The organism is Burkholderia sp. Bp8984, assembly GCF_003853755.1.
In the GTDB taxonomy this organism is placed as follows: Bacteria; Pseudomonadota; Gammaproteobacteria; order Burkholderiales; family Burkholderiaceae; genus Burkholderia.
On sequence record NZ_QTQN01000009.1, the window covers coordinates 21,416 to 44,208 of the forward strand.

Sequence of the window (22,793 nt, forward strand, 5' to 3'; positions counted from 1 at the left end):
TTTCTATCCTCTCGAATCCGCTCAGCTGAACAGGCCCAGCACGGTCTGGAACAGCGAAGCCGCCGTCTGGATCACCTTCGCGTTCGCCTGGTAGAGCTGCTGGTACTGCATCAGGTTCGCGGCTTCCTCGTTCTGGTTCACGCCCGACACCGACTGCTGCGCGGACGTGATCTGGCCGACCAGCGCCGTCTGTGCGGTACTCGACGACTTGAGCTGGCTCGCCGCATTGCCGATGTTGTTCACATAGTTCGCGTAGGCGCCCGTAAGCGTCGTCGTGCCGTCGCCGAGGGTCTTCGCGTTGACGAGCCGCGACAGCGCGAGCGCGTTGCTGCCGTCGCTCGTGCCGCCCGCGTACGGCCCGATCGTGAACGAATCGCCGTCCGACGGCGTGCCCGACAGCGTGACGGTCACGCCGTTCAGCGCACCGGCGGCCGTGCCCGACATCGTCATCGCCGCGCCGGTCGACGGGTCGTACGGCACGGGGTCGGTCGGATTGCTGATCGTCACCGAGGTCGGCGGCGTGCCCGGGATCGTCACCGTGGTACCGGCCGGGAAGCCCGACAGCGACTGCGTCGCCGCGTCGTAGGTCAGCTTGGCCGACGGCACCTGATAGCCGGAGGTCACCCCGCTCAGCGCGATCTTGGCGGTGCCGATGTTGGTGCTCGACGCCGACGTGACGGCCGGCGACGCGGCCGCGATCGCCGAGCCGCTCGTCGTCGCGAGACCGAAGCCCGTCAGCGCGCCGCGCGTCGGCAGCACGGTGAACTGGTCGCCGGCATTCATCGCGCCGGACGAGAACGAGAAGTTCAGCCCGCCGAGCGAGACCGGCATCGGCCCCGCCTTCTGGTCGACCACCGACCCGCTCGCGCGGTCGGTCAGCGTGTAGTTCGTGCCGTCATACGACAGCGTGTAGTCGCTCGTCGTCGGCTGCGACGCGTTGGCGAACGAGACGGACAGCGCCGCGTTGCCGGTATTGCCCTGGTTCGAATAGACGGTCGGGTTCGCCACCGTGAACAGGTTGCCGCCCGGATTGCCCGCCAGGTCGACGCCGAGCGCGTTCTGCCCGTTGACCTGCGCGGCGAAGCTGGTCGCGAGCGCGCCGAGCTGCGCCTGCGCGGGGTCGAGCGTCTGGCTGCGGAACGCGAGCAGGCCGCCGAGCGTGCCGCCCGACAGCGACGCATCGGGCAGCGCCTGGTTCGGCCCCGGCGGGTTCGCGCCGGCGATCCCCTGCGACACGACGGTCAGCTCGCTCGGATCGGACGACGACGTGACGGTCGCGAGCTGGTAGCTCTTGTCGGCGAGGACGAGCGGCTGGCCGCCCGCGAGGAACACGCTGTAGCCGCTGTCGTTGCGCACCACCTGCACGCCGGCGAGGCTCGACAGGTTCGACACCGCGAGGTCGCGCTGGTCCATCAGCTGGTTCGGCGGCTGCCCTTGGCTGCTCGCTGCCGAGATCTGCTGGTTCAGCTGCGCGATCTGCTTGGTGTACGTGTTGATCTGCGACACGGTGTCGGTGAGCTGCGTATTCACGCTCTGGCGCAGCGCGTCGTACTGCTGGCCGGCCGCGTTGAGCTGGTTCGCGAGGATCTGCGCGTTGCTGACCGCGGTCTGCCGCACCGACGGATCGGACGCGTTGTTCGCGACGTTCTGCAGCCCGGTGAAATAGCCCGTGATCCCGGTCGAGATGCCGGCCGTCGGGCTGCCGACGTAATTGTTCAGCTGCGCGACGAGCGAATACCAGGTCGACAGCGAGCCGCCCTGCGACTGCGCGTTGTTCAGCTGGTCGCTCAGGTACTGGCTGTACTGCCGCTGCACGGTGACGGTATTCACGCCCTGCGGCATGTAGCCGCTCGCCGTGTACTGGCCGCTCGCCTCGGCATAGACCGGGCGCTCGACCGAATAGCCGGGCGTCGCGGCGTTGCTGATGTTCTGGCCGGTCGTCGTGAGGCCCCAGAGCGCGGCATTGAGGCCGCTGACACCGAGGTTCATGAGTGAGTTGGACATGCGCGATCCTGATGAGCCGGCCGCGCTGCGGCCGCCGGGTTGCGTGACTCCCGGTATAACGGCCGCGGATCGGAAAAATTGAGGGAAAAATGCGCGCGCGACGCGCGCATGCGCGTCGTCCGGCGAGCGGCCCGGCGCACGCTGCCGGCGCCGGTGCGAAAGCGGCCCCGGACCGGGCCGCTAGCGGATGCGTCAGGCCCGCGCGAGCGAGCGGCGCTTCATCTCGAGCTGCGTGATCAGGCGCTGCAGCGTGTTCTCCGCGCTGCCCGGCAGCGACATGAAGCGAAAGCCGAGCTGGTAGCGGCGCGAGCCGTTCGGCATCTGGGTCGAACGCTGCGACACGAGCTGCAGGTCGAGGGACAGCTTGCCGTGGCCGTTCAGCTCGAGCTCGACGCCCGGCAGCAGCGTGCCGACATCGAGCGTCTCGACGCGCTCGTCGGCGGTCCGCAGGCCGACGCCGCCGAGCGACAGGTTATGCACCTCGAACATGAAGCCCTCGCCGTCCGGCAACCGGCCGCGGCACAGGAACGGATCGACGATCGGTGCATCGACGCGGAAATACTCGCGGCGCTGGATGCACATCAGCACGTCGGGGAAATCGGCGACGAACGCGGGCAGCCCCTCGTAGCGCGTCTCGCGCGGCGTGTTCGTGGTGAATTCGACGCGCACGCCTTCCGGCGCGGCCGCGAAGGTGCAATGCGACGCGCCGAGGATGCCGGCGTTCTGCTCGGACAGCGCGCCCCAGTCGAACGTGAACGTGCGCGCGCCGACGTCGACCTCGAGCAGGCGCGTGACGAGCTGGCCGCCCGGGTACTGGACGGTCAGGAAGTCGCCCCGGTTCACGAGGTTGCGCAGCTGCACGCCGATCTCCAGCGGATTGCGGCGGGCGTAGTCGGGCCCGGAATGGCCCGCATCCAGGCTCGGATCGGTCGACGTTTCGATATTCATGGCTAGCCGGTTTTCTTTTCAGGGCGCCCGGGCGACCGGTGCGCAGTAAAACCGGGCCAGAACATGGCCCGGTTACAGGTCTCTCACACTTAGCGGCAGTGCTCACCGAAAGTTTAGATCGAAACGCCGGTATTTTTCGCGCAAACGTTGAAAACCGCGCGCGGCGGGATGCCGGGCACGGTTCGTAAGATTGTAAAAACGGCGGCAGGCGGGGCCGTTGCGGCCCTGCCCCGTCAGCCGATCTGCTGCATGATCGAGATCAGCTTCTTCGCGTAATTCGGGTCGGTCGCGTAACCGGCCTTCTGCATTCCGTGCGCGAAACCCTCGACGCTGCGGCTCGCGCTGAGCACGCCTGCATAGCGCGGGTTGTTCTTCAGCAGGTTCGCATAGTCGGTCATCGCGTGCTCGTACGAGTCGTACGCGCGGAATTTCGCGACGACGCGGCGCGGCGTGCCGTTCACGTATTCGGTCGTCAGCGCCGACACCGTGCGGCCCGTCCAGCCCTTGTTCGCCTTGATGCCGAACACGTTGTAGCTCGTCGAGCCGTCGCTCGCGCGAATCTCGCGCTTGCCCCAGCCCGATTCGAGCGCGGCCTGGCCGACGATGAAGCGCGCCGGGATGCCGGTGGTCGCGCTCGCCGCCTGCGCCGGGCCGGCGAGCCGGTCGACGAACGCGTCGGCGTCCTGCACGCCGCTCGCGCCCTTCAGCGGCGGCGTCAGCGCGCTGCCGGCCGTGTAGCCGCGCGAGCCGGCGAGCCCGCCGTTGTTCGCCGCGTTCGCGTAGGCCCGCGCCATCGCGTTCATCGCGGCGAGGCTGCCTTCGTTGCCCGACGTGCCCGAGCCGGCCGCACCCAGGCCCGCCGCAGCGAGCCCGGCCGCGCCCGCGTCGGCCGCCGTATCGCTGCCCGAGCCCTGCCCCGCGTTGCGCAGCAGCTGCTTCATCAGCGCGTCGGCCACGCCGATCCCGCGCTTCGACATCTGCTGCGCGAGCTGCTGGTCGAGCATCGACGTGTACATCTTCGACGTGTGCGAATCGAGCAGCCCGCCGTCGGGCGACGCGTCGCGCATGCTCTTGAGCATCATCTGCGTGAACATCGCGTCGAACTGGCCCGCGACCGCCTTCGCACCGGCCTGCGGCGACTGCTTCGCCTGCGCGCGCAGCGCGTCGAAGCCCTGCACGTCGAGGGCGAAGCGCTGCGTCAGGTCGTTCGCGTTCGGAAGATTCGCCGCCATTCAGATCACCTCCAGGTCTGCGCGCAGCGCGCCGGCCGCCTTCATCGCCTGCAGGATCGACATCAGGTCCGCCGGCGTCGCGCCGAGCGTGTTCAGCGCCTTCACGACGTCGGCCAGGTTCGCGCCGGCCGTCACCATCTTGAGCGCGCCGTTGTCCTGCTTCAGCTGGATCTGCGACTGCTGCGCGACCACCGTCTGCCCGTTCGAGAACGGCCCCGGCTGCGACACCACCGGCTGCGTGTTGACGACCACCGACAGGTTGCCGTGCGCCACCGCGCAGCTTTGCAGCGTGACCATCTGGTTCATCACGATCGAGCCGGTGCGCGCGTTCAGGATCACCTTCGCGGCGGCCTTGTCCGGGCTCACGTCGAGGTTCTGCAGGCGCGCCATGAACGCGACCTGCTGCGCGGAATCCGCCGGCGCGGCGAGCTGGATCGTGCGGCCGTCGAGCGCCGTCGCGGTGCCCGGGCCGAAGCTCGAATTGACCGCGGACACGATCCGCTGCGCGGTGCCGTAGTCCATGTCGTTCAGCTGCAGCTGCAGCACGCCGTTCATCTGCGCGATCGCGTTCGGCACCGCCCGCTCGACGATCGCGCCGCCGACGATCCGGCCGGCCGCGAGCTGGTTCACCTGCACGCGGCTGCCGTTCGCGCTGGCGCCCGCGCCGCCGACCGCCATGTTGCCCTGCGCGAGCGCGTACACCTGCCCGTCCGCGCCCTTCAGCGGCGTGAGCAGCAGCGTGCCGCCGCGCAGGCTCTTCGCGTTGCCGAGCGACGACACGGTCACGTCGAGCGCCTCGCCCGGCCGCGCGAACGGCGGCAGCGTCGCGGTCACCATCACGGCCGCGACGTTCTTCAGCTGCATGTTGTTCAGCGACGACGGCCCGCCGTTGGCCGAGCCGTTGTTGATCGAGATGCCGAGGTTCGCGAGCATGTTCGCGAGCGTCTGCGTCGTGAACGGCGTCTGCATCGTCTGGTCGCCCGTGCCGTCGAGGCCGACGACGAGGCCATAGCCGATCAGCGGGTTGTCGCGCACGCCCTGGATCTGCGCGAGGTCCTTCAGGCGCTCCGCGTGCGCGGGTGCCGCGCCGAGCGCGCACGCCGCCAGCACGAACGCGGCGGCGATCCGCGCGACGGCACGCGCACGGGACGACAGGCGGTGGAAAAGAGGCTGCTGCATCGTCATCACCACGGTGCGATGTTGAGGAAGAAGCGCTGCAGCCAGCCCATCGTCTCGGCTTCGTTGATGTAGCCCTTCGACGAGTATTCGATCTTCGCGTCGGCGACCTGCGTCGAATAGACGGAGTTCGCGCCCGAGATCGTGTTCGGGTTGACGACCCCCGAGAAGCGCACGAATTCGTTGCCCTGGTTGATCAGCATCTGCTTCTCGCCGCTGACCACGAGGTTGCCGTTCGGCAGCACGTTGGTGACGGTCACCGTGATCGTGCCGTTGAACGTGTTCGCCGCGCTCGCGCCGCCGGTGGCCGCGAACTTGTTGGTGCCGGCCGCCGACAGGTTCGCCTTCGCGAACAGCCCGCCGAGGAAGCCGGCCGTCGGCACGTTGAAGTCGGTGTTGCCCTGGCGGTTCGTGTTCGCGCCCGACGACTTGGTCGCGTTGATGTTCTCCGCGATCATGATCGTCAGGATGTCGCCGACGTTGCGCGGCCGCTGATCCTCGAACAGCGGCCGCCCCGCATAGCCGGGGTTGTAGATCGAGCCGGGCGCCTGCATCGACATCGGCATCGGCGGCTGCGCCGTCATCGGCTGCTGGATGATCGGGTCGCGCGGAATCTGCGCGCAACCGGCGAGCGCGGCCACCGCGACCGCGCACGCGGCGCGGACGGGGGCTGACGGGAGGAGGCGAACCTGCTTCATGGCGACGACGGGACGTTCCGGTTAGCTCTTCATCTGCGTGACGGTCTGCAGCATCTGGTCGGACGTCGTCACGGCCTTGCTGTTGATCTCGTAGGCACGCTGCGTCTGGATCATGTTGACGAGCTCCTGCACGACGTTCACGTTCGACGCCTCGACATAGCCCTGGTTGAGCACGCCCGCGCCGTTCAGGCCCGGCTGCGACACGTTCGGCGCGCCCGACGACGTGGTCTCGGCGAACAGGTTCTCGCCCTTCGCCTCGAGGCCGGCCGGGTTGATGAAGGTCGCGATCTGCAGCGAGCCGATCTGCACCGCGTTGCTCGAGCCCGGTTGCGTGACCGACACGACGCCGTCCTTGCCGATCGTCAGCGACTGCGCGTTCTGCGGCACCGTGATCGCCGGCAGGATCTGGTAGCCGCTCGACGTGACGAGCTGGCCCTGTGCGTTGGTCTGGAACGAGCCGTCGCGCGTGTACGCGTTCGTGCCGTCCGGCATCAGCACCTGGAAGAAGCCCGCGCCGTTGATCGCGACGTCCTTCGAGTTGCCGGTCTGCGTGAGGCCGCCCTGCGTATACAGGCGCTCGGTTGCGACCTGCTGCACGCCGGTGCCGAGCTGCAGGCCCGACGGCAGCTCGGTCTGCTGCGTCGAGTTCGCGCCCGGCTGGCGGATGGTCTGGTACAGCAGATCCTCGAACACCGCGCGCGACGCCTTGAAGCCGTTCGTGCTGGTGTTCGCGAGGTTGTTCGAGATCACGTCCATCTGCGCCTGCTGCGCATTCATGCCGGTGGCGGCAATGTAGAGCGAACGGTTCATGTTGAATCTTCTCCTGGGTGCGAGGGCCGGGCCGCTCAGCTGAAGTTGAGCAGCTGGTTCGCCGACTGCTCGTTCTGGTCGGCCGTCTGGATCAGCTTCGACTGCAGCTGGAACGCCCGTGCGTTGTCGATCATCGCGACCATCGCGGTCACCGGGTTCACGTTGCTGCCTTCGAGCGAATTCGGCGTGACGACCACGGTCGGGTCGGCGTCGGCCGGATTGCCGTCGGCGGTGCGGAACAGCCCGTCGTTGCCGCGCGCGAGCGTGGCCGGGTCGGGGTTCACGAGCTTCATCTGGTCGACGATCGCGACCGCGGTCGGCGGGTCGCCCGGCATCAGCGCGGACACCGTGCCGTCCTTGCCGATCGTCACTTCCGCGTTCGGCGGCACCGAGATCGGGCCGCCGTTGCCGAGCACCGGCAGGTTGCTCGCGTTGACGAGCTGGCCGTTTTCATCGACGTGCAGGTTGCCGGCGCGCGTGTACGCCTCGCTGCCGTCGGCGGTCTGCACCGACAGCCAGCCGGCGCCCTGCACGGCGACGTCGAGCGGGTTGCCGGTGCGCGTGATCGGACCCGGCGCGTAATCCGCGCCGGGCGTCGACGCGAGCACGTAGGTGCGCGTCGTCGTCGGGTCGATGTTGCTGCCGTCGCCGAAATTCATCGGCACCGCGCGGTAGGTCGCGAGCTGCGCGCGAAAACCCGTCGTCGATGCGTTCGCGAGGTTGTTCGCGACGATCGCCTGCTGGTCGAGCGACTGCGACGCGCCCGTCATCGCCGTGTAGATCAGTCGGTCCATGGCTGCCGGTTATCCGCGCGTTACAGGTTGATGAGCGTCTGGTCGACGGTCTGCTGCGTCTTGATCGTCTGCGCGTTCGCCTGGTAGTTGCGCTGCGCGGTGATCAGGTTGACGAGCTGCGACGTCAGGTCGACGTTCGAGTTCTCCAGCGCGCTGCCCTGCAGCGTGCCGTGGTTCGTGCTGCCCGGCGCGGAGATCTGCGGCACGCCCGACGCGGCCGTCTCGGCGTACTGGTTGCCGCCGAGGCTGGTCAGCCCGTTCGGGTTGTTGAAGTTCGCGATCGCGATCTGGCCGAGCACCGCCGTCTGGCCGTTCGAGTAGTTGCCGGTCAGCTTGCCGTCCGAGCCGATCGAGAAGGTCGTCAGCGTGCCGCTCGCGTAGCCGTCCTGCGCGAGGTTGTTCACGCCGTCCTTGCCGCCGTACTGCGTGGTGCCGGTCAGGTCGAGCGTGAGGTTCTGCGGCGTCGCCGAGCCGTCGGTGGTCGGTACGGTGAACTGGAACTGGCCGAGCGATGCGGTCGGCGCGGCCGGCGTGCCCGTCGTCGTGCTCTGGATCGCGCCCGACGTGTCGAACGTGACCGTGCCGAGGTCGGTCGCGGTGCCGCCCTGCACGCCCGCGTAGGCTTCCCACGAGCCGGCCGCCGACTTCACGAAATACATGTTGACCGCCTGCGAGCCGCCGAGCGAGTCGTACACCTGGATCGACGTCGAATAGTTGTACGTCGTGGTGTCGGTCGGGTCGAACGGCGTCTTGGCCGGCACCGTGTCCTGCGAGTTCAGGTTGAACTGGCCGGTGATCTTGGTCGTCGGGGTCGGCGCGATGTTGGTCGTCGGCGCCTGCAGCGCCACGGTCTGCGCGGTGTTCAGCACGCCGTTCTTGCCGGCCGCGTAACCCATCAGGTTCGCGCCCGCCGAGTTGACGATGAAGCCGTTCTTGTCGCGCTGGAACGTGCCGTCGCGCGAGTACGTCGTCACGCCGTTGTTCGACATCTGGAAGAAGCCGTTGCCGTTGATCGCGACGTCGAGCGACGAGTTCGTCGTGTTGATCGTGCCCTGGCCGAACTGCTGCTGCACCGACGCGAGCGTCGTGCCGATCCCGATCTGCGTGTTGACCGACGTCGCGAGCGAGTTCGCGTACATGTCGGAGAACTGCGCGGTGCTCGACTTGAAGCCGACCGTGTTCGCGTTCGCGATGTTGTTGCCGATCACGTCGAGCGCGTTCGATGCGCCGGCGAGGCCGCTCAGACCCTGTTGATAACCCATTTCGGTCTCCGTTTTCGAGAAAGCTGGATCAGTTGCTGGTGGTCGTGCCGCCGGACGACGACGACGCGGTGTTCGGGAAAATCGACGCGACCTGGGTCAAGCCCACCGTCGTGCCGTTCGACAGCACGAGCCCCGCCGTGCCGTCGGCCTGCTTGATCACGCTCTGTACCTGCGCGGCCGCGAGCACGGTCGGCGCGTACGTCTTGCCGTCGCTGCCCGTGTACTGCGCGCTCACGGTGTACTTGCCGTCCGGCAGCGCGTTGCCGGCCGTATCCGTCGGCGTCCAGTTGAACGGCACCGTGCCGGCCGACTGCTGGCCCGCGTTGATCGTGTTCACGACGACGCCCGCGCTGTTCTTCACGGTGATCGTCAGGTTCGACACGTCGCTCGTGAGCGACACGCCGAACGGCGATGCCGCGCCGCTCTTCACCGCGACGCTGTTGCCCGGCGCGAGCACGTTCGTGCCGATCAGCAGCGCGGCCTGCGTCTGCTGGCCGGCCGCGAGTTGCGTCGACAGCGACGTGAGCGACGTATTCAGCTGCGCGATGCCGCTCACCGTGTTGATCTGCGCGAGCTGCGACGTCATCTGCGAGCTGTCGACCGGGCTCGTCGGATCCTGGTTCTGCAGCTGCGTGACGAGCAACTTCAGGAACGTCGCCTGCAGGTCGCTCGCCGAGGTGCCGGTCGTCGACACGTTGTTGGTGTTCATCGTGTCGGTCGGCAGGGTCGACACGTTGGTGCCGCTGCTGCCGATCGTCGTGCTGGAGGAAGTCATCCTGGATAGCCTTGTGTCGAAACGGTCGGGTCTGGGCCCGGGTGTGGAAGGTCGCTCGGCGCGCGGCTTACGTGCCGATCGTCAGCGTCTTGAGCATCAGCGTCTTCGCGGTGTTCAGCGTCTCGACGTTGGCCTGGTACGAGCGCGACGCCGAGATCATGTTCACCATCTCCTGCACCGGATCGACGTTCGGCATCTGCACGTAGCCGTTCGCGTCGGCGGCCGGGTTCGCCGGGTCGTAGGTCGACTTCATCGGCGACGGATCGTCGACGACCTTCGTCACGCGCACGCCGCCCACGCCCTGGCCGGACGCGGTGCGCGCGCCGCCCATCGGGTCGGTCGCGAACACGACCTGCTTGGCCTTGTACGGCTTGCCGTCGGGGCCGGTCGCGCTGTCGGCGTTCGCGAGGTTCGACGCGGTGACGTTCAGGCGCTGCGATTGCGCGGACAGCGCCGAACCGGCGACGCCGAAGATGTTCATCAACGAGGGCATGGAGGCTCCTGGTGCTTGTGCTCGGGTTCGGTTGCGCTTACGAGTTCGTCGAGATCGCGGCGATCATCGCCTTGATCTGCTGGGTCATCACGGTCATCCCGGTTTCGTAGTGCAGCGCGTTGTTCGCGAACTGCACGCGCTCGACGTCGAGATCGACCGTGTTGCCGTCGAGCGACGGCTGCAGCGGCATCCGGTACTGCGCGCGGCCGTAGTCGTCGGCCGGGCCGCCGGTCGGCATCAGCTTCGCGGTGCCGGCCATGTGGCCGGGTGCCGTCGACGCCATCGTCATCCCGCTCGCCACGCCGGCCGGCTGCGCCATCGGCAGCTGCGCGGCGTTGCTCGGCGCGAGGCCGCCGCCGGCCTGCTTCAGCGAGCGCGCGAGGGTCGACGCGAAATCGGTGTCGCGGGCCTGGTAGCCGGGTGTGTCGGCGTTCGCGATGTTCGACGACAGCAGTTCCTGCCGATAGGCGCGCACGTCGAGCGCCTGTCGGCCGAACGCGAATTCGGCATCGAGTTTGTCCAGCATGTGTGCGTCTCTCCGTATGAAGCGCTGCACGCCCGTTGCGCCGGATGGCGACCCAAGGGGCTTTTTTCCATGACAGCGATGGTAGGCGGCGGGCGCAACCGGCAATCGGACGAATAACGCGGCAAAGGCCCCCTCTATTCATCGTTTGCGCGGCGGCCCGGCTCCCTAGAATGCGAATCGGATCAACGGCTTCGAGGACACGGCGATGACAGGCAGCGCACTTCGCGGCAACCACGGACGCGGCACGCGCTGGCCGCGTGCGTTCGCGCTCGCCGCGGCGCTGTGGCTCGGGGTGCCGGCCGCGCACGCGGACGACGGGATGATCGTGATTCCCGGCCGCGGCGAAACGGCCGAGACCGCGCTCGCGCAGGCGAACGCGGCGAGCGGCGGTCAGTTCGGCGGGAATTCGGGGACGGCTTCGGGTACGGGTACAGGTGTGGCCACGACGGTCGGTGCAGTCGGTGCAGTCGGTGCAGTCGGTGCAGTCGGTGCGGGTGGTGCTGCCGGCGTGACCGGCGCGGCCGCGGCCGGCTACGCGGCGCAGCCGGCTGGCTCGATGGTCGTGATGAACGTCCCGCCGCCGGCTGCCGTGCCGGCGCCGGCGCCGACGCCGCGCCCCGCCTACGCCGCCGCGCGCACGAACGCCACGACCACCGCGAACACCTCGAACGCCTCGACCACCGCGAACGCCTCGAACGCCTCGAACGCCTCGAACGCCTCGAACGCCTCGAACGCCTCGAACGCAGGTTATGGTGCCCTGCGCGCCGCCAATCCGGGCGCCGTCGCGACCGTCGTCGCCGGCGCGGCCGACCCGGCATCGAATTCCGCGCGACCGGCCATCGCCGCGCGCCTCGCCGCGGCCCGCGCCGCTTCAGCCCCGCCGGCCCCGCGCGCACCGGCGGCTGCCGCCAACCCGCCCCAGGTAGCCGCCGCGCCCCAGCCGGCGACACCGCCCGGCCAGCAGGACCCCGACACGATCCGGCGCACGGCGCTCGCATTCCTGCAGCAGCAGGTCGCGGGCCTGCCGGGCAAGACGACCGCGACCGTCGCGGCCGCGTTTCCGCGCGGGCTCGCCGCGTGCACGACGCTCGAGCCGTTCCTGCCGACCGGCGCGCGCCTGTGGGGCCGCACGACGGTCGGCGTGCGCTGCGCGGGCGAGCGGCCGTGGACCGTCTACCTGCAGGCGAAGGTTGCCGTGCAGGCCACCTATTACGTCGCCGCGCGCCAGATCGCGCCCGGCGAGCCGCTCACCGCGGCCGACCTCGTCGCGCGCGACGGCGACCTGACTGTCCTTCCGCTCGCGGTGATCACCGATCCCGCGCAGGCGGTCGGCGCGACCGCGCTGGCGCGGATCTCGGCCGGGCTGCCGCTGCGCCAGGACATGTTGAAGAGCGCCGCGTCGGTGTCCGCCGGCCAGACGGTGCGGGTCGTCGCGGCCGGGCCCGGCTTCACGATCTCGGCCGAGGGCAGCGCGCTCGCGAATGCGGCGCCGGGACAGTCGGTGCGGGTCCGGATGGCCGCGGGGCAAATCGTCACGGCGATCGTCAAGGATGCCGGGACCGTCGAAATTCCGCTGTAGGGCCGGATCGCACCGCAAGATTGTAAAGAATTGTTTATTTGGAGAATTTCGGGCTCACGATGCTAAAGTTCGGGCCGACCCGGCCGTTATCTGGGTCATACCGTCCAGGAAACCCCCATCGTGAAGATCGATTCCACTCCGAACCCGAGCCCACTCGCGTCGACCGGCAACGGCGCGGCCCGCGCGCAATCCGGCGCGGCTTCGTCGTCGTCCGCGCAGGCGGCCGACGCAGGATCGACCGGCGGCGACACGAGCGTGAACCTGTCGGGTCTGTCCGGCCAGCTGCGTTCGCTGTCGGCCTCCGGCAGCGCCGACATCGACACGGCCCTCGTCCAGTCGATCAAGGACGCGCTGAACAACGGCACGTTGACGATCGACGTGAACAAGATCGCCGACGGCGTATTGAATACCGCCCGCGACCTGCTGCAACAGCAGCGCTCGCAGGGCAACTGAGCCGGCCCGGGGCCCGTCACGCCCTGACCGGTCCCCTGGTTTGCCGGCATGCGGCCCCGCGTGCCGGCGCGACGAGCATGACGCGATGAGAGAAGAGCTGCTGGCCACGGTCAACGACGAACACGCGACGGTCGAAGCGTTCGCGTCCCTGCTCGCCTACGAGGAAAAGGCGCTGACGACGCCGGAGCCGCTTGAAATGCTGCCCGGCATCGTCGAGAAGAAGAGCGCGCTGATCGACCGGCTCGCGCAGCTCGAGCGCACGCGCGACACGCAGCTGTCAGCGCTCGGCTTTCCGGCCGGCAAGAAAGGGATGGACCAGGCCGCCGAGCGCGACGCACGCCTCGCCGGCCGCTGGCAGTTGCTGCTGCAGGCCGCCGAACGCGCGCGCCAGGCCAATGCGACCAACGGGATGCTGATCCGGATCCGGATGGACTACAACGAGCGCGCGCTCGCGGTGCTGCGCTCGGCGCCCGCGCCGGCCGGCGTCTACGGGCCCGACGGGCGGGTATCGGCGCTGATGCGCTGATTCTCCGACGTACGGATTCCCTGACGCACCGATTCCCTGACGCACCGATTCCCTGACGTACCGTTTCACTGACGTACCGTTTCACTGACGTACCGATTCTCTGACGTACGGATTCCCGACGGACCGATCACGCCGGCGCATCGACGCGCCGCGCGTGCATCGCGCGGCCCGCCTGCGGCCGCGCGCCCCTTCCCCGCCTTACAGCAGCGGACACGCAGTGACCTGCGTGCCGCGTTCCACGCAAAGCCGTTCGTAGTCGCGCAGGTACGCGCGCTCGTCGTCGTTCAGCAGTTCGACGTCGATCAGGTCCCAGTCGTAGCCGACCGTGACGATGTTCTCGAACGCGACGGTGTCCGATGCGTCGTCGTCCGCGCGCACGATCACGATGTTCTCGATCCGCACGCCGCCCTTGCCCGCCACGTAAATGCCCGGCTCGACCGAAATCACCGCGTTCGGCACCAGCCCGTACCGCGCGCCCGGCGCGAACCGCACGCCGCCCTCGTGCACGTGGATCCCGACACCGTGCCCGGTGCCGTGACCGAAATCGTAGCCGTGGTCGCGGCACACCTGGCGCACCGCCGCGTCGACGTCGCCTCCCGTCGCCGTCTTCGGGAAGCGCGTGACGAGCCCCTTGATGCAGGCCTTCAGCGCGACCGTGTAGATCTCGCGCTGCCACGGCTGCGCGACCGTCTCCGGCCGCGTGCGGCGCAGCACGACGCGCGTGCAGTCCGTCGCGAAACCGGCGTCGTAATACGCGCCGCTGTCGAGCAGCACGAGTTCGCCTTCGGTCAGCTCGACGTCGGCGCTCGCCGCCGTGTAGTGCGCGAACGCGCTGTTCGCGCCGTTCGCCGCGATCGACGGGAAGGTCAGCGCGACCGCCGAGCGGGCGCCGTACGCGTCGTTGATCGTGCGGGCCAGGTCGTACTCGGTATGGCGCTGCCCCGGCTCGCCGGCCTTCGCCCAGCGCATCGTTTCGGCGATCGCCGCCGAACTGCGCGCGAACGCGTCGCGGAACCGGTCGAGCACCGCCGGCGTCTTGCCGGCGCGCAGCGCCTCGACCGGGTTGAAGTCGGCGTGCCGCGCGTGCGGCCACACGCGGCGCACCGACTCGACGAGCGCGCAGTTGACCGACTCGAAGCCGTAACACACGTGCTCGACCGCGAACCGCGCGAGGAAGCGCTCGAGTTCGGCGAAGTCGCGCCGGATCACGTGCAGCGCCGGATACGACGCCAGTTCGACCGGGCAGCGGTCGCAACCCTCCGGCAGGAACAGCGCGACCTGCTCGCCGATAGCGAACAGGAAGCCCAGGTGCGACGACGCATTCGGGATGTGATAGCCGCGGCTGTTCAGCAGGTACGCGAGGTCGTCCGACGCGCACGTGAAGAACGCGGTCGTGCCGGGCGCAGCGCCGGTGTGTGCGGCGAGTTGCCGGTTCAGCGCGTCGAGGTTCTGCGCGACGCTCGCGCCGGTCATCGCGTCCGGCAGCTCGAAGATCGGCCGCTCGACCACCCAGCCCGGCAGCGCGATCGCGCGGTCGATCTCGCGCTCGACGAGGCTCGTCCAGTCGAGCGATGCCGCCTGCGTCTGCTCGACCAGCCGGTCGCGCTGCGCGACGCTGATCCGCAGCGCGTCGTAGCCGACCCGCGCGAGCCGGCTCGCGTGCGCGAGCAGCCAGTCGGCCAGCGCCTGCCAGATCGTCACGTTCATGCCGAGCTTCTCGATGCGCACGCGCGCCGGGTCGCACTGCTGTTCGGCCTGCAGGTGATAGCGGCCGTCGACGAACAGCACGAACGGCGGCACGCCGAGCGCCTCGGCGGTCGCCGCGCTCAGGAAGATGCCGCAGCCGGCCGAGCCGTCGAAACCCGACAGCGCATAGCGCGGGTTGTTGCGGCGCGGCAGGTATTCGGTGATGTACTCGTCCTGCGACGTGACCACGACCGCGTCGAGCCGGGCGGCGTCGAGCAGGCGCGACAGGCCGGCCTGCGTGTCGGCGACGGACGCGTCGTACGGGGGAAGGCCGGAGAAGCTGTATTTCAGTCGATCGATCATCGGATACCCGTTATGGATTGTTGTCGGCGGCCGGCGGCGTCACGCGGCATGGCGCACGCCTCACCCGGCACGCTGCCCGCGCGCGGACGACGCGCCGCCCGGCGGGCAGCCGGGCCGTGGCGCCGTTCCAGCGGCAGGCTTTCGGGGAAATTTTTGTCTCACTTAACTTTGTTTGATGCGTGCAACAGAATCTAGAGCACGGTGAAATTGAGGTCAAGCTAAAATTTTCGTAGGGCTAAAATTGCCGATGCGTGAGGTGCGCGACGGCGGCACCGCCGTGCGCGGCGTGGCGGCGGACCGGCGCGACTGCGCGGTACAATGCGCCCGCATCGTCGTCCCGACGGCCGTGCTTCGTGCGATTCGCGGAACGGCAACGTCCGGCGACTGCACCGCCCCCTCGCTCGCCTCCCGACTCGTTGCCACGAAAGAGATCCATGGATTCAGACATCATGCGTATCGGCCAGCGCATTCGCCGCCTGCGCCGGGAAGCGAAGAAAACGCTGCTGGAAGTCGCGACCGAAGCGAACCTGTCGGTCGGGTTCCTGTCGCAGGTCGAGCGCCATCTGACCGGTATCTCGCTGTCATCGCTGGTCAACGTCGCGAAAGCGCTCGACGTACCGCTCAGCACGCTGATCGACCAGCCGCGCCAGGCGCAGCCCGACTCGCACGCGGGCCGCCGCGAACCGTACGCGGTCGACGCCGCGTCGCAGTGGTACGAGCGGCTGTCCACCACCTTCGACGGCAGCCAGATCAACGCGCTCAAGGTCCGGATGATGGAGGGCTACCGGTCGGAATGGGTCGCGCACGGCGGCGACGAGTTCGTGTACGTGCTGACCGGCCGGCTCTGCTACACGATCGGCAAGAAGGATTACCCGCTGTCGCCCGGTGATTCGCTGCACTTCGACGCGAGGAAGCGCCATCGCGTCGCGAACGTCGGCGACGGGCCCGCGGAGCTGATCGCGGTCGGCACGCTGCCCCTCTTCGACGACAACTGCGCCGAGTTGGGGTCCGCCGCGATGAAAATCAGGCTGCTCGCGCGCGATGCCGGCGCGACGCCGGGCGAGCCGCGCGTGAGCCGCCGCGAACCGTCACCGAAGCGGGAGCGCGACGCGGACGCCGCGCAGCCCGCCGACAAGCCGGCCGGCGCCGCGGCCAACACGGCTGCCGGGAAGTCCCGCGCGGCCACCGGCAAACGTCCGGCTGCCGCCACGCCGGCGCGCCGCACCGCCAAGCGCATGAAGAAATGACGGCTGGCGGCCGGGCGGCGCACCGCTCGGCACGGTCCGCACGATTTGCGGAATCGATTCACGGCCTGATTCGCAACCCGATTCCCCCGCCTATTCCGCGATCGCCAGCGCCTGCTTGACGGCCTCGACCCGCGCGCGATGCACGGAGTCCTTGATCTGCATCGCATCGTTGCCGACGCCGCGCGCGATCGCGCCCGCGTCGACGCTGCGCGCCGCCACCAGCGCCACGCGCAGCCGCTCGGCCTGCGGATACGGCTGCGTGTCGAGCCCGAGCCGGCCGCGCGCATCCGCTTCGCACGCCTGCAGCATCTCCGCGAAGCGCGCCGGCTTGCGCAGCGCGTCGCTGCGCTCGAAGAAACGCACCAGCGCGGCCGCGCCCATTTCCATCACGCGATGCAGGTTGCCGTGCTCGCGCGCGACCACCAGCGCGAGATCGCGGCAATCGTTCGGCACGCGCAGCCGCTCGCACAGCGGCTTGATGAGGTCGACGCTGCGGCCTTCGTGGCCGACATGGCGCGGCAGCACGTCGGCGGGCGTCGTCGCCTTGCCGAGATCGTGCGTGAGCGCCGCGAAGCGCACCGGCAGCGAATAGCCCTGCTTCGCCGCGTAGTCGACGACCATCATCACGTGCACGCCGGTGTCGACTTCCGGGTGATAGTCGGCGCGCTGCGGCACGCCCCACAGCGCGTCGACCTCGGGCAGGATGCGCGCGAGCGCGCCGCACTCGCGCAGCACCGCGAACATCCGCGACGGTTTCGCCTCCATCAGCCCGCGCGCGATCTCCTGCCACACGCGCTCGGGCACCAGCGCATCCGCTTCGCCCGCGTCGACCATCCGCCGCATCAGCGCGAGCGTGTCGTCCGCGACCGTGAAATCGGCGAAGCGCGCGGCAAAGCGTGCGATCCGCAGGATCCGCACCGGATCCTCGACGAACGCGTCGCCGACATGCCGGAACACGCGTGCGCGCAGGTCGGCCTGCCCGTCGAACGGATCGATCACCGGGCCGACCAGCGCGCCCTCCGGGCTCACTTCGCGCGCCATCGCGTTGATCGTCAGGTCACGCCGCGCGAGGTCCTCTTCGAGCGTCACGTCCGGCGCATAGTAGAACTGGAAGCCGTGATAGCCGGCCGCCGTCTTGCGCTCGGTGCGCGCGAGCGCGTATTCCTCCTGCGTGCCCGGATGCAGGAACACGGGGAAATCCTTGCCGACCGGCCGGAAGCCCTGCGCGGCCATCTGCTCGGGCGTCGCGCCCACCACCACGTAGTCGCGGTCCTGCACCGGCACGCCGAGCAATTCGTCGCGGATCGCTCCGCCTACTGCGTAGATGTTCATGGCGTCGGTTCGTATTCGGCGATCACGTTGGTTTCGCGGCGCGCGCCATCGATCCAGCGCTGCACCGCCGGCAGTGCCGTCACGCGCGCCGCATACCCGGCCGCTTCCGGCGACAGCGCCGGCGCATACGTGTTGAAGCGCATCACGACGGGCGCATACATCGCATCGGCGATGCCGAATTCGCCGAACAGGAACGGGCCGCCCGAGGCCTCGATGCACGCGCTCCACAGCGCGTCGATGCGCGCGACGTCGGCGAGCGCCTCGGGCGTCGCGCCGCGCCCCGGCATCGACGCGCGCACGCTCATTCCCATCTGCGTGCGCAGCGCGGCGAAGCCCGAATGCATCTCGGCCGAGATGCAGCGCGCATGCGCGCGATCGAGCGGATCAGCGGGCCACATCGGGAACTGCGGATAGCGCTCGGCGAGCGTCTCGGCGATCGCGAGCGAATCCCAGATCGCGACGCCGTGGTCGTCGATCAGGCACGGCACCTTGCCGGTCGGCGAATACTCGCGGATGCGCGCGGCCGTGTCGTCGCGGCGCAGCTCGATCACGATCTCGTCGAACGGGATGCCGAAATGCGCGAGCAGCAGCCACGGCCGCATCGACCACGACGAGTAATTCTTGTCTCCAATGACGAGTTTCATGGCGGTGTTCCGGAAAGCGCGAAAGTGAATGACGGAAGCGACGGTCCGCGGCGCCTAGCGGCGGCGCGAGCGGAACCAGTCGAAGCGGGAGCGCCGCGCGGCATGGCCGAGATACGCGGGCGCGATACTCTCGAGACTCGCGGGCGAGATCCCGAGTTCCGGTGCGAGCGGCCCGGACAGCACGTTCGGCACCGACATCGACGCGAGATTGTCGCGCGTGATCACCGGCTCGCCGGGCAGGCATTCGAACACGCTCGCCTGCAGCCGCGCGAGCGCGTCGGGCAGCCGCACGATGCGTGCCTGCCTGCCGACCAGCGTGCCGCAATAGCGCACCAGCTGCTCGAGCGTATAGACGGTCGGGCCGCCGAGTTCGTAGGTCTTGCCGTGCGCGGCCGCGAGATCGAGCGTGTTGACGAACGCGCGCACGACGTCGCCGACGAACACCGGCTGGAAGCGCGCATCGGGCATCGCGAGCGGCAGCACCGGCAGCGTGCGCTGCAGGTTCGCGAACGTGTTCAGGAATGCGTCGCCGGGGCCGAACACGACCGACGGGCGGAAGATCGTCAGCGCGAGCGAATCGGTCGCCGCGACCGCATGCAGCGCGGCCTCGCCGTCGCCCTTCGAGCGCTGGTACATGCTCGGGCCGTGCGAATCGGCGCCGAGCGCGCTCATGTGCAGCACGCGCCGCACGCCGACTTCGACGCACGCGGCGGCCAGCGCGGCCGGCAGCGCGACGTGCGCGCGCTCGAACCCGGGCCCGTACGGCGTGCCGCGGCCGCCGTGCAGCACGCCGACGAGATTGACGGCCGCATGCGCGCCGGCGACGAACCGGGCGAGCGTGCGCGTATCGAGCGCGTCGAGCTCGACGATCTCGACCGGCAGCATCTGCAGGTGGCGTGCGTGCTCGCGCCGCCGCGTGCCGATCCGCACCTGCTTGCCGGCGTCGATCAGCGCGTTGACGAGCCGGCTGCCGATGAAGCCGGTGCCGCCCAGCAGCGCGACGGTCTGGCGATCCATGTTCGGGTCCTCAAAAGAACACTGCCGCGTCTCGCGCGGCAGTGTGAAGATTGCGGATCAGGGCGAGATCATGCCTAGGCGTTTCTTCAACGACTGCGGTTTGCCCTCGAAGAGCGCCGCGTAGTAGACGGTGTTCGACAGCACGTTCTTCACGTAGTCGCGCGTCTCGTTGAACGGAATCGTCTCCGCGAAGATCGCGCCTTCGACCGGCTGCGTCAACACCTGGCGCCACTGGCGCGGCCGGCCCGGGCCCGCGTTGTAGCCGGCGGTTGCCAGCACCGGCGAGCTGTCGAAGTTGTTGTAGATGTCCGCCAGATACCAGGTGCCGAGCTGGATGTTGGTATTGATGTCGTGCATCTGCGCACGCGTGATCGTGCCCATCCCGAGCTTCTTCGCGACGAGCTGCGCGGTGGCCGGCATCAGCTGCATCAGGCCGCCCGCGCCGACCGACGAACGCGCGTTCGTGATGAAGCGCGACTCCTGGCGGATCAGCCCGTATGCCCATTCGATGTCGAGGCCCGACGACTGCGCGTAGCGCTCGACGATGTCACGGTACGGCGACGGGTAGCGCAGCGTGAAGTCGTGCTCGGCCTTCGTGCGGTCGGCCGTGTTGACGGTGCGGTCGAGCAGGTCGATGCGCTTGCCGTATTCGGCGGCCGCGAGCAGCTGGCGATCGGTCATCCCGCGCAGCGGCCAGTTCCATTCGCGGTTGCCTTCGAGACGCAGGTTCAGCCCGTAGAAGCGTTGCGCGAGCGCGAAGCCCGGGATCTTGCTCATCGCGTCGATGTCGCCATCGCTCACCTTCGTGCGCGGCGGGATCGACGTGCGCTGGCCGAGCTCTTCGCCGGCGAGCTGCCCGTAGAAGTTGTACTGGCCCGCGACCTGCTCGAATTCCTGGTTCGCCTGCAGCGTGTCGCCGCTCTGCTTGAGCGCGCGCGCATGCCAGTAGATCCATGCCGGATCGTCGCGCAGCGACGGCGGCATCTGTTCGATCGACCAGCGCACCATCGGCCAGTTGCCTGCGAGCAGCGCGGCGCGCGTGCGCCATTCGTAGCCCGGGTTCGACAGCGGCGCGTTCGCGGATTTCGCATACCAGACCGACGCGAGCGCCGAGCGCTTGATCGCGCCCTGGTAGCCGATCGCGCCCCACGCGATCGCCTGCTCCTGCTTCGTCAGCGAGCCGGCGATCGACGTCAGCATCCCGGCGGCCGCGTCCGGATCGTTGCGCGCCATGCGGCCGAGCGCGATCAGCGCGAGCTGGTGCGAGGCCGCGTCGGGGCCGACGCCGCGCGCGAGGTACAGCGGCGGCGCGCTGGTCGCCTGGTCGAAACCGACCGGGCGCGCGCCGAGCGCGTCGACGATCTTGCCGCCGAGCGTCGTGTAGTTCTGCTCGTACGCGAGACGCGCCTGCTGCCACACGTCGTCGCTCGTGAACTGCTGGTTGACGGTGAGCGCCGTAATCAGGTCGACACAGGCGTCGCCGTAGTATTTCGGCTCGACGAGCAGCGCACGCGCCGCCTCGGCGACGTTCTCGCCGCGCGCCGCGCGCGATTCGAGCGCGTAGCACTTGACCTGCGTGTCGTCGTCGAGCACGAAGCGCTTGTACTGGTCGTCGAAGTTGCGCCAGTCGTGACGCGCGCCGAGCACGAGCAGGTAGTCGTTGCGCAGGCGGTCGGCGATCGCCTGGCCGTCGTAGCGCTGCAGGAACGACTGCACCGGTGCGTCCGGTGCGTCGACACGTGCGCGGCCGGTCGAATCGAACAGCTGCGGCTTGATCTGGAAATACTCGACGTAGGACGGGACCGGATAGTTCGGGATCATCGACGCGAGCTGCGCGGCCTTCGCGGCGTCGTTGCGGCGCGCGGCTTCGCGCAGCTGCACGAAGATCTGGTCGTCCCCGGCGAGCGTGTCGTCGCCCGGTGCGGCGCACGCGGCCGTGCCCGCGACGAGCGCGGCGGCCGAAAGCGTGAGCGCGACCGCGCGATATACTCGGAAAAGGCTGTTCGACATCGTTATGAATGGAGCACGAAGTGAGCGAAAGCATAGCATGCAACCCTGTGCCGAACCCGAAGGTTGCACTGCGCAAAACGCTGTCCGGCGCGCGTCGCGACGCCGCATCGCAGCCCGCCGCGAACGCCGCGCTCGACGCGCGGCTGCGCCTGTTGCTCGAGCGCCTCGCGCCCGCGACGGTCGGCTTCTACTGGCCGCTGCCGGGCGAATTCGACGCGCGCGACGCGGTGCTCGCGTGGGCCGCGGCCGGCACGGGCCGCCGCGCCGCGCTGCCGGTGATCGGAGAGCGTCACACGCCGCTCGCGTTCCATGCGTGGGATGCGGATACGCCGATGCGCGAAGGCCATCACCGGATTCCGGAACCGGCGTCGGGCGTCGTCGTCGTGCCCGACCTGCTGCTGATTCCGTGCGTGGGATTCGATCTGCAGCGCTACCGGCTCGGCTACGGCGGCGGCTACTACGACCGCACGCTCGCGGTGTGGCCCGGCGACACGCTGCCGGTGACGGTCGGCATCGCGTATGAAGCGTGCCGCGTCGATGCGCTGCCAGCCGAGGCGCACGATCTCGCGATGCGCTGGATCGTGACCGACGGCGCGCTTTACCCGGCCGCCTGATGAAGCGGCGCGCGCTGCTGCGTGAGCGGCATGCCGCGCGTCACCGCGCTCACCCTCCCGTCCGCAATCGTTTACAGCGACGCCGCCGCGCGCGCGGCCGTGTCGTAGAGGCCCGATGCGTGGCGCAGCAACTGCGCCGCGTCGCCGATCTGCTCGTTGGTGAGGCCGCTGTCCTTGAGCGTCTCGATCAGGCAGTGCTCGCGCACCTCCCGATACTTCAGGCACAGCTCGCGGCCCGCCTCGGTCGCGAAGAAGAACACCTCCTTGCCGCTCTTCTCGCTCTTCACATAGCCGCGCGCGATCAGTTTTTTCAGCGCATAGGTCGCGACGTGCGTATCCTCGATATTGAGCACGAAGCAGATGTCGGCGAGCTTCTTCTTGCGTTCGCGGTGGCTCACGTGATGCAGCAGCGACACCTCGACCGCCGTCATGTCCTTCGCGCCCGCGGCCGACATGCAGCGCACCATCCAGCGGTTGAATGCGTTGCCGGCCATGATGAGCCCGTATTCGAGTTCCGACAGCTCCGCGCTCGAATCGGAAACGAGGTGTTCGGATGACACGATCTTGGTCGCAGGACGCTTCATGGAAAGGCGGAGCAAGCCGG

The 22,793-nt window shown here is 69.1% G+C and carries 22 protein-coding genes; 5 read left to right on the forward strand and 17 right to left on the reverse strand.

Annotated features, from left to right (window positions below; translation table 11 throughout):
- Positions 1-21: 21 nt before the first annotated feature.
- The 11 genes from flgK to DID98_RS11740 all read right to left on the reverse strand — a co-directional run bounded on the left by flgK (position 22) and on the right by DID98_RS11740 (position 10,718).
- Positions 22-2,004, reverse strand: coding sequence for a flagellar hook-associated protein FlgK (flgK, locus tag DID98_RS11690; protein ID WP_124570730.1), 1,983 nt, complete (start codon positions 2,002-2,004; stop codon positions 22-24).
- Positions 2,005-2,196: 192 nt separating this feature from the next.
- Entirely contained in the window at positions 2,197-2,952 is a 756-nt protein-coding gene (locus tag DID98_RS11695) for a flagellar brake protein (RefSeq protein ID WP_124486646.1), read from the reverse strand.
- 233 nt (positions 2,953-3,185) lie between these two features.
- On the reverse strand, positions 3,186-4,184 hold the full coding sequence (flgJ, locus tag DID98_RS11700; RefSeq protein ID WP_124570731.1) for a flagellar assembly peptidoglycan hydrolase FlgJ: 999 nt from the start codon (positions 4,182-4,184) through the stop codon (positions 3,186-3,188).
- A complete protein-coding gene (locus tag DID98_RS11705; protein WP_124486647.1) occupies positions 4,185-5,363 on the reverse strand; it encodes a flagellar basal body P-ring protein FlgI in 1,179 nt (392 codons plus the stop codon). It abuts the gene before it with no gap.
- A gap of 5 nt (positions 5,364-5,368) precedes the next feature.
- Positions 5,369-6,058, reverse strand: coding sequence for a flagellar basal body L-ring protein FlgH (gene flgH / locus DID98_RS11710; protein ID WP_044847878.1), 690 nt, complete (start codon positions 6,056-6,058; stop codon positions 5,369-5,371).
- A 21-nt stretch (positions 6,059-6,079) separates the two neighbouring features.
- Positions 6,080-6,868, reverse strand: coding sequence for a flagellar basal-body rod protein FlgG (gene flgG / locus DID98_RS11715; RefSeq protein WP_014895799.1), 789 nt, complete (start codon positions 6,866-6,868; stop codon positions 6,080-6,082).
- Between the two features lie 35 nt (positions 6,869-6,903).
- Complete coding sequence (flgF, locus tag DID98_RS11720) at positions 6,904-7,662, reverse strand: flagellar basal-body rod protein FlgF (RefSeq protein WP_044847877.1); 759 nt, start codon at positions 7,660-7,662, stop codon at positions 6,904-6,906.
- A gap of 20 nt (positions 7,663-7,682) precedes the next feature.
- Positions 7,683-8,924 (reverse strand): flagellar hook protein FlgE, encoded by a 1,242-nt coding sequence (gene flgE, locus DID98_RS11725; RefSeq protein WP_124570732.1) that lies wholly within the window; start codon positions 8,922-8,924, stop codon positions 7,683-7,685.
- Between the two features lie 28 nt (positions 8,925-8,952).
- Positions 8,953-9,699 carry a flagellar hook assembly protein FlgD gene (locus DID98_RS11730; protein WP_044847875.1) on the reverse strand — a complete coding sequence of 249 codons (747 nt, stop codon included), beginning with the start codon at positions 9,697-9,699 and terminating at the stop codon, positions 8,953-8,955.
- 67 nt (positions 9,700-9,766) lie between these two features.
- On the reverse strand, positions 9,767-10,192 hold the full coding sequence (gene flgC / locus DID98_RS11735; RefSeq protein WP_044847874.1) for a flagellar basal body rod protein FlgC: 426 nt from the start codon (positions 10,190-10,192) through the stop codon (positions 9,767-9,769).
- A gap of 37 nt (positions 10,193-10,229) precedes the next feature.
- The gene (locus tag DID98_RS11740) at positions 10,230-10,718 is read right to left on the reverse strand and encodes a flagellar basal body rod protein FlgB (protein WP_124570733.1); all 489 of its coding nucleotides are present in this window, start codon (positions 10,716-10,718) and stop codon (positions 10,230-10,232) included.
- A 205-nt stretch (positions 10,719-10,923) separates the two neighbouring features.
- Between DID98_RS11740 and flgA the strand changes: the two genes are divergently transcribed.
- The 3 genes from flgA (at position 10,924) to DID98_RS11755 (ending at position 13,276) form a co-directional block, all read left to right on the forward strand.
- On the forward strand, positions 10,924-12,297 hold the full coding sequence (gene flgA, locus DID98_RS11745; protein ID WP_124570734.1) for a flagellar basal body P-ring formation chaperone FlgA: 1,374 nt from the start codon (positions 10,924-10,926) through the stop codon (positions 12,295-12,297).
- A gap of 120 nt (positions 12,298-12,417) precedes the next feature.
- A complete protein-coding gene (flgM, locus tag DID98_RS11750; protein ID WP_044847871.1) occupies positions 12,418-12,750 on the forward strand; it encodes a flagellar biosynthesis anti-sigma factor FlgM in 333 nt (110 codons plus the stop codon).
- A gap of 85 nt (positions 12,751-12,835) precedes the next feature.
- Positions 12,836-13,276, forward strand: a complete 441-nt coding sequence (locus DID98_RS11755) for a flagella synthesis protein FlgN (RefSeq protein ID WP_039317824.1) — start codon at positions 12,836-12,838, stop codon at positions 13,274-13,276.
- Positions 13,277-13,474: 198 nt separating this feature from the next.
- On the opposite strand, the gene DID98_RS11760 is transcribed toward DID98_RS11755, so the two are convergent.
- Positions 13,475-15,325 (reverse strand): M24 family metallopeptidase, encoded by a 1,851-nt coding sequence (locus tag DID98_RS11760; RefSeq protein WP_124570735.1) that lies wholly within the window; start codon positions 15,323-15,325, stop codon positions 13,475-13,477.
- 434 nt (positions 15,326-15,759) lie between these two features.
- On the opposite strand from DID98_RS11760, the gene DID98_RS11770 reads away from it, so the two are divergent.
- Complete coding sequence (locus tag DID98_RS11770) at positions 15,760-16,572, forward strand: helix-turn-helix domain-containing protein (protein ID WP_124520986.1); 813 nt, start codon at positions 15,760-15,762, stop codon at positions 16,570-16,572.
- Between the two features lie 90 nt (positions 16,573-16,662).
- Here the strand turns inward: DID98_RS11770 and DID98_RS11775 are convergent, their stop codons facing one another.
- From DID98_RS11775 to DID98_RS11790, 4 genes are read right to left on the reverse strand one after another with little or no spacing between them, the layout of a single operon-like run.
- Positions 16,663-17,904 carry a multifunctional CCA addition/repair protein gene (locus DID98_RS11775; protein WP_124570736.1) on the reverse strand — a complete coding sequence of 414 codons (1,242 nt, stop codon included), beginning with the start codon at positions 17,902-17,904 and terminating at the stop codon, positions 16,663-16,665.
- Positions 17,901-18,548 carry a glutathione S-transferase family protein gene (locus DID98_RS11780; RefSeq protein WP_124486655.1) on the reverse strand — a complete coding sequence of 216 codons (648 nt, stop codon included), beginning with the start codon at positions 18,546-18,548 and terminating at the stop codon, positions 17,901-17,903. The genes DID98_RS11775 and DID98_RS11780 overlap by 4 nt, the downstream gene beginning before the upstream one ends.
- Positions 18,549-18,602: 54 nt before the next feature.
- On the reverse strand, positions 18,603-19,565 hold the full coding sequence (locus DID98_RS11785; protein ID WP_044847866.1) for a complex I NDUFA9 subunit family protein: 963 nt from the start codon (positions 19,563-19,565) through the stop codon (positions 18,603-18,605).
- Between the two features lie 57 nt (positions 19,566-19,622).
- Positions 19,623-21,575 carry a lytic transglycosylase domain-containing protein gene (locus DID98_RS11790; protein ID WP_124486656.1) on the reverse strand — a complete coding sequence of 651 codons (1,953 nt, stop codon included), beginning with the start codon at positions 21,573-21,575 and terminating at the stop codon, positions 19,623-19,625.
- Between the two features lie 8 nt (positions 21,576-21,583).
- On the opposite strand from DID98_RS11790, the gene DID98_RS11795 reads away from it, so the two are divergent.
- Complete coding sequence (locus tag DID98_RS11795) at positions 21,584-22,189, forward strand: 5-formyltetrahydrofolate cyclo-ligase (protein ID WP_044847864.1); 606 nt, start codon at positions 21,584-21,586, stop codon at positions 22,187-22,189.
- A 71-nt stretch (positions 22,190-22,260) separates the two neighbouring features.
- On the opposite strand, the gene DID98_RS11800 is transcribed toward DID98_RS11795, so the two are convergent.
- Positions 22,261-22,773 carry a winged helix DNA-binding protein gene (locus DID98_RS11800; RefSeq protein ID WP_059448486.1) on the reverse strand — a complete coding sequence of 171 codons (513 nt, stop codon included), beginning with the start codon at positions 22,771-22,773 and terminating at the stop codon, positions 22,261-22,263.
- Positions 22,774-22,793: the final 20 nt, after the last annotated feature.

What these genes read in the sequence shown, in the direction of transcription:
- flgK (WP_124570730.1), bottom strand. Translation starts at nt 2,004, where the DNA reads ATGTCCAACTCACTCATGAACCTCGGTGTCAGCGGCCTCAATGCCGCG.
- DID98_RS11695 (WP_124486646.1), bottom strand. Translation starts at nt 2,952, where the DNA reads ATGAATATCGAAACGTCGACCGATCCGAGCCTGGATGCGGGCCATTCC.
- flgJ (WP_124570731.1), bottom strand. Translation starts at nt 4,184, where the DNA reads ATGGCGGCGAATCTTCCGAACGCGAACGACCTGACGCAGCGCTTCGCC.
- DID98_RS11705 (WP_124486647.1), bottom strand. Translation starts at nt 5,363, where the DNA reads ATGCAGCAGCCTCTTTTCCACCGCCTGTCGTCCCGTGCGCGTGCCGTC.
- flgH (WP_044847878.1), bottom strand. Translation starts at nt 6,058, where the DNA reads ATGAAGCAGGTTCGCCTCCTCCCGTCAGCCCCCGTCCGCGCCGCGTGC.
- flgG (WP_014895799.1), bottom strand. Translation starts at nt 6,868, where the DNA reads ATGAACCGTTCGCTCTACATTGCCGCCACCGGCATGAATGCGCAGCAG.
- flgF (WP_044847877.1), bottom strand. Translation starts at nt 7,662, where the DNA reads ATGGACCGACTGATCTACACGGCGATGACGGGCGCGTCGCAGTCGCTC.
- flgE (WP_124570732.1), bottom strand. Translation starts at nt 8,924, where the DNA reads ATGGGTTATCAACAGGGTCTGAGCGGCCTCGCCGGCGCATCGAACGCG.
- DID98_RS11730 (WP_044847875.1), bottom strand. Translation starts at nt 9,699, where the DNA reads ATGACTTCCTCCAGCACGACGATCGGCAGCAGCGGCACCAACGTGTCG.
- flgC (WP_044847874.1), bottom strand. Translation starts at nt 10,192, where the DNA reads ATGCCCTCGTTGATGAACATCTTCGGCGTCGCCGGTTCGGCGCTGTCC.
- DID98_RS11740 (WP_124570733.1), bottom strand. Translation starts at nt 10,718, where the DNA reads ATGCTGGACAAACTCGATGCCGAATTCGCGTTCGGCCGACAGGCGCTC.
- flgA (WP_124570734.1), top strand. Translation starts at nt 10,924, where the DNA reads ATGACAGGCAGCGCACTTCGCGGCAACCACGGACGCGGCACGCGCTGG.
- DID98_RS11755 (WP_039317824.1), top strand. Translation starts at nt 12,836, where the DNA reads ATGAGAGAAGAGCTGCTGGCCACGGTCAACGACGAACACGCGACGGTC.
- DID98_RS11760 (WP_124570735.1), bottom strand. Translation starts at nt 15,325, where the DNA reads ATGATCGATCGACTGAAATACAGCTTCTCCGGCCTTCCCCCGTACGAC.
- DID98_RS11770 (WP_124520986.1), top strand. Translation starts at nt 15,760, where the DNA reads ATGGATTCAGACATCATGCGTATCGGCCAGCGCATTCGCCGCCTGCGC.
- DID98_RS11775 (WP_124570736.1), bottom strand. Translation starts at nt 17,904, where the DNA reads ATGAACATCTACGCAGTAGGCGGAGCGATCCGCGACGAATTGCTCGGC.
- DID98_RS11780 (WP_124486655.1), bottom strand. Translation starts at nt 18,548, where the DNA reads ATGAAACTCGTCATTGGAGACAAGAATTACTCGTCGTGGTCGATGCGG.
- DID98_RS11785 (WP_044847866.1), bottom strand. Translation starts at nt 19,565, where the DNA reads ATGGATCGCCAGACCGTCGCGCTGCTGGGCGGCACCGGCTTCATCGGC.
- DID98_RS11790 (WP_124486656.1), bottom strand. Translation starts at nt 21,575, where the DNA reads ATGTCGAACAGCCTTTTCCGAGTATATCGCGCGGTCGCGCTCACGCTT.
- DID98_RS11795 (WP_044847864.1), top strand. Translation starts at nt 21,584, where the DNA reads ATGGAGCACGAAGTGAGCGAAAGCATAGCATGCAACCCTGTGCCGAAC.
- DID98_RS11800 (WP_059448486.1), bottom strand. Translation starts at nt 22,773, where the DNA reads ATGAAGCGTCCTGCGACCAAGATCGTGTCATCCGAACACCTCGTTTCC.